The 4,648-nt window shown below is 36.0% G+C and carries 7 protein-coding genes; 2 read left to right on the plus strand and 5 right to left on the minus strand.

The features are described 5' to 3' along the window. From GMC_RS0105435 to GMC_RS21805, 4 genes are all read right to left on the minus strand, one after another. Nucleotides 1-184, minus strand: a 184-nt coding sequence (locus GMC_RS0105435) for an IS3 family transposase (RefSeq protein WP_010521184.1), incomplete at its 3' end; no start/stop codon positions are given. A 71-nt stretch (nt 185-255) separates the two neighbouring features. Further along, nucleotides 256-879, minus strand: coding sequence for a hypothetical protein (locus GMC_RS0105440; protein ID WP_010521185.1), 624 nt, complete (start codon nt 877-879; stop codon nt 256-258). Nucleotides 880-960: 81 nt separating this feature from the next. Beyond that, complete coding sequence (locus GMC_RS0105445; RefSeq protein WP_010521186.1) at nt 961-1,845, minus strand: hypothetical protein; 885 nt, start codon at nt 1,843-1,845, stop codon at nt 961-963. A 69-nt stretch (nt 1,846-1,914) separates the two neighbouring features. Next, nucleotides 1,915-2,079: a hypothetical protein gene (locus tag GMC_RS21805; protein WP_193361479.1), complete on the minus strand. Its 165-nt coding sequence runs from the start codon at nt 2,077-2,079 to the stop codon at nt 1,915-1,917. A gap of 171 nt (nt 2,080-2,250) precedes the next feature. Here GMC_RS21805 and GMC_RS0105455 point away from each other — a divergent pair, with 171 nt between their 5' ends. Then, nucleotides 2,251-2,976, plus strand: a complete 726-nt coding sequence (locus GMC_RS0105455; RefSeq protein ID WP_029489617.1) for a type IV toxin-antitoxin system AbiEi family antitoxin domain-containing protein — start codon at nt 2,251-2,253, stop codon at nt 2,974-2,976. Continuing rightward, on the plus strand, nt 2,976-3,959 hold the full coding sequence (locus GMC_RS0105460; RefSeq protein ID WP_010521188.1) for a nucleotidyl transferase AbiEii/AbiGii toxin family protein: 984 nt from the start codon (nt 2,976-2,978) through the stop codon (nt 3,957-3,959). The genes GMC_RS0105455 and GMC_RS0105460 overlap by 1 nt, the downstream gene beginning before the upstream one ends. Here GMC_RS0105460 and GMC_RS0105465 read toward each other — a convergent pair. After that, nucleotides 3,949-4,648, minus strand: a 700-nt coding sequence (locus tag GMC_RS0105465; RefSeq protein ID WP_010521189.1) for a hypothetical protein, incomplete at its 5' end; no start/stop codon positions are given. The two genes, GMC_RS0105460 and GMC_RS0105465, sit on opposite strands and share 11 nt — an antisense overlap.

A 4,648-nucleotide genomic window follows, 5' to 3' on the forward strand; every position in this document is an offset into this window, starting at 1 on the left:
CTTCTTTACTCAGTATTTTTGGTTTTGATAAATCACCTGATTTTTCTTCATATTCGCGTCGCCAACGACTGATCAAACTAACGTTCAAATCATATTCTGAACTTAACTCTTTAGTACTTCTTCCTGATTTTAATAGTTCTACTATCATCACTTTAAAATCTATTGAATGTTTGCGTTTTGCCATAATTCAAATTTATTAATTATAGGCTTAGTAAAATTGTACCAACAAAAGTAGTTACTCCATTTTGTACGGTTTTATTTACCATAAGTAATATTCTGTGTTTTAAGACCGTGTCCCACTAAGATTCCTGCTACGAAGACCATTCCCAGTAGGATAAGATCATCTTTAGAAATCCCTTTGGTCTCTTTAGTTGTTATTCCTTTTTCTGTACTTTTTTCGTCTTGTTTCCTCAATCGTAATTCATTCCAAATCAATTGAACTTCTTGAGCTAAGGTTTTATTTTCAGGAGTCTCATTGCTTCTTTTAACGGCACCTCGATAATACTTTTCTAATTGAGTATCCGAAAAATGATCAAACTGCTCTAAAAATGAATCTTCATCTCCTGACCCTAAATAATTGTTGTGTCCACAACTCTCGCAATAGCTCCCTTCTGAATTGAAAGTCTTCTTTTGACAAGCACTACAATTCGTTTTCTTGCGCTCCTTCAAAGAGAGAATGGCTTTAGTATCTGGATGAAGTTCTAGCAATTGTTCGATAACTTTTGTTCCTTCTTCCCGAATTAAAGCCTTAATGCTTTTAGACAATGCAGATGTTTCTTTGGGAACTTCAAAGCCATAATCATACAGTATCATAGCCGTTGCTTTCGGCTGATGAAAAACGATGTAGTCAATTTTATTTTGAGCTTGGGATCTAGTCATAAGGGTAAAAAAACAGCCAAAGCAAGGGGTGGAAAATTCCTCGACTCTGGCTGATATTTAGAGTGAATTACGATAAATGGGTTAGCGTCTTCGTCGTCTTAGTCTTGAAACACGACGGGTGGAACGTCTCACAGGTCTTCGTCTTACAATTCTACGACGACGTCTGCGTCTTGGTTTTAATCCAAAAGCTCTAGGTCTTCTACGGCGAATCAAATCCAATTGTGGAAGTCCTGTTGTTCTTGGAGCTCTTGACAATTCTGCTACATTATATCCTTTTAGTAAGTTACCAAGGTTCGCACGAGCTTTAATGGTAAATGTGAATACAGCTGTTACGCCATCTTCAACCATTACACGCATACTATCCTGACCAGTAACATCCATTTCGAAGTTATCATCGTCAATCAAGCTTTGGGTAAAGTTTTGAGGTGAAGTAGCATTTCGTGGTTGATATACACGAGTGGTTTTAGAACCCGCTGCTGTTCTTCGCTCAATGCGTAATACATTATCAAATTGTAAGGGAGAACTTACCGAGTATTTCATCCCTGCAATCTTGAAAGGATTCGATTTACTCTCTTCTCTCACTTCTTTGTGTGAAGATTCTTCAATCTCTACAGTGACTCCTTGTGGTTGCGCTAATTCTGCATTTCCTCCAAAGATAATGGCTTCGGCTACTGCGCCTGATTTATTGGTAACTACTACTGTTAACGTACGGTCGTTAGGGTCAATCTTTCCTATAGATGTCTTTGTATAGTCGTCATAACCGTCATCATCGTATGCTCCCTCGTCATCGTAGTGGTCATAATCATCGTAATCGTCTTCGAAGTCATCATCGTAACCATCTTCTTCCAAACCTTCAAAGCCTGAATCAAAATCGTCTTCGTCCTCATCCTCATAGCTATCATAATCGTCAAATTGATCTTCGGCAGCTTCTTCATATTGAGCTAACTCATCATTATAATCTGTCATAATTGTTTCTTTTTTATCCTTGAATTATCTCAAGGGTGATATGCTTGTATAAATGCAAACAGCTAGTGTTTACTTTTTTGTAGTGGTGATTGCTTTTTTCTTTTGTGCTTCTTTTTTGGCTTTCATCTTTTGAATCATAGGAGCTATTAGAAAAGTTCCTAAAGCCAAACCTGCTACACCTGCACCTACGCAGTAAAGAATCGGTGTCCAGGCAATGTCGTTTTCTTGTGTCATCTTAAATGTGGTTTAAACACGGATTAATTAATCTTTCGATGACGAAGTTGAAGTTTAACAATCTACATTCCGCTGATAGCATTTGAACTATGGAACAATTGTTGCTTATTTTTTCTAGTAAATAATATTAAAAACTTGACATTAAATAAACTTATTGTACCTTTGTTACCAATGAATACTACGACTTACATAACACAACAAATTAATCGCTTTACATCAGGAAAAGTGTTTGACTACGATGACCTATCTATTGATAGTAGTCAGATGACTGCTGCTGCAAAAGCATTGAGTCGTCTAGTTTCAGAAGGAAAAATTGAACGCTTTCAAAAAGGAAAATATTATATTCCTGAGAAAACTGTTTTTGGAAAGCTAAAGCCTAGCGATTCCGAGATTCTAAACACTTATCTCTTCAACAAGAAAAAACAAGTCGCTTACATCACAGGGACTCGTTTGTATAATATGCTTGGACTTACCACTCAAGTTCCTGTAACGGTTACTATGGCGAGCTGGGATAAACAATTCAATAAAGATTTTGGGAAGCTTCGGGTTAAATCTACTAGAAGTTATTTACCTGTGACTAGCACCAATGCTTCATATCTACAAGTATTGGATACCATAAAAGACTTTAAACGAATACCTGATGCTGAAAACGGCGTGCTACTTCAGTTTTTAAAGAACACCTTTTCAGAGTATTCTGATAAAGATTTAAAACGAATCGTTACTTACGCAAAAGCATATCCTCCTAAAGTAAATGCACTTTTAGGAGCTATTTTAGAAGCATTACAAATCACTATATTCTCTAAAGAGCTACAAAAGAAAATCAATACCTTGAGCCGCTATTCCTTTGGAATAAATAAAACTGAACTTCCAACCATTAAGAACTGGAACATTAATTAATGATTTTACACGAGAATAAAAGCACTTTTGAAGCTGCCATAAAAATAACGGCTGAACATTTTGGTATTCCTGAAGTACTGGTAGAAAAGGATTATTGGGTCACTTTTGCTCTAAAACAATTGTTTTCCAATATAGATATCAAAGAAGGAATTGTGTTTAAAGGAGGGACAGCACTTTCAAAATGTTATCGTCTCATAGAGCGGTTTTCTGAAGATATTGACCTAGTTACCATCACTAATGATGAAATGAGTGGCGCTGGTATCAAATCTTTACTAAAAAAGATTACCTCTAGTATTTCTGAACCACTAATTTCTATTGATAAACATCCACTAGAAAACAAAAAAGGAAAGCTTCGCAAAGTAGCTTTTGGATATGAGAAAGCGAGTTTAGAGGGGAGCTTGGGGCAAGTACGTGATGAAATTATTCTAGAAGTTTCAGCCTTAGGAAGTCCATACCCTAGTGAAGTATTTGAAGTACACTCTCTTATTGCTAGATATATTGGACAAACGGAGAATTTACAGTTAATACAACAATTTGATCTAACTCCATTCCCGGTAAAAGTATTGGGACTTACTAGAACATTTTGTGAGAAAATCATTAGTCTTATCCGTTTCTCATATACGGAGAATCCTTTACAAAGTTTAGCGGATAAGGTACGCCATACGTATGATTTACATTTTTTACTTCAAGAGCAAAGTATCAAAGAGTTTTTAAATAGTCAAGATTTTGAAGCTATGCTACTACAAGTAGGATTAGATGATGATAAAGCCATCCCAAATGATAAAGAATGGCTCTATAATCATCCATCAAAGGCATTGATCTTTTCTGAATTAAAAACTACTTGGCAGCAGCTATCCACTACTTATAATGGTATATTCAAAGAGCTTACTTATGGTAATCACCCTGATGCAAAAGAAATCCTCACATCTCTGAAGTTAATCAAAGAACGATTGGAAAGTGTCCCTTGGTCTATTATAAAATAACGGAACCTCTTTGACTGTGATATTTGAGCTTATCGGAAATCATTTTAATAATCGCCTCATTTTTGGTTTTGTATAAAGCATTACCATTAAAATCAGTTTCATTAAGTAACATTTTAACTTTACGGCCTTCTTCTTGATCAATAAACTTTTTAGAAGCTCTTATGAATGCAGATCGGCTACAACCCATAATACGCTGCTCTCTCATATTAACATACACAAAAAAACTTTTTTGAATCTTATATTCCTGCTCTGTAATTTCTCCTCTGGAAAAAGCACTAGAGCATAACTCGTATTGTTCATCTACGATAAGCTGTGCGATACGTACCATTTCATACTTAGGAATACGTTCTCGATATCGAGTTACATCATCTACCTGATGATGTAATCTGAGCCAAGTACAATTCTGCCATTCGGAAGTTGTTACTTTGACTACAGACTGATGCGTCAAAAGAATATCGATTCCTTTATGACGAACCGTACACAATGCGCCAATCATAGACTGCCCTTTAGCTCCTGTCATATAATGATCAATATCATCTAGCACTACCAAACCATTTTTATAGTGTTTCATAATCTTGGTAATGACTTCCTTTTTAGCATCATTATCCATAGGGGTCCCATCGGGTAAAAAAGGTCGAATGCGCCTTGCTGTTACTTTAGTTAACGCTTTCAGATGATTGGGACTTACT

Source organism: Aquimarina agarivorans, from assembly GCF_000218485.1.
GTDB lineage: Bacteria > Bacteroidota > Bacteroidia > Flavobacteriales > Flavobacteriaceae > Aquimarina > Aquimarina agarivorans.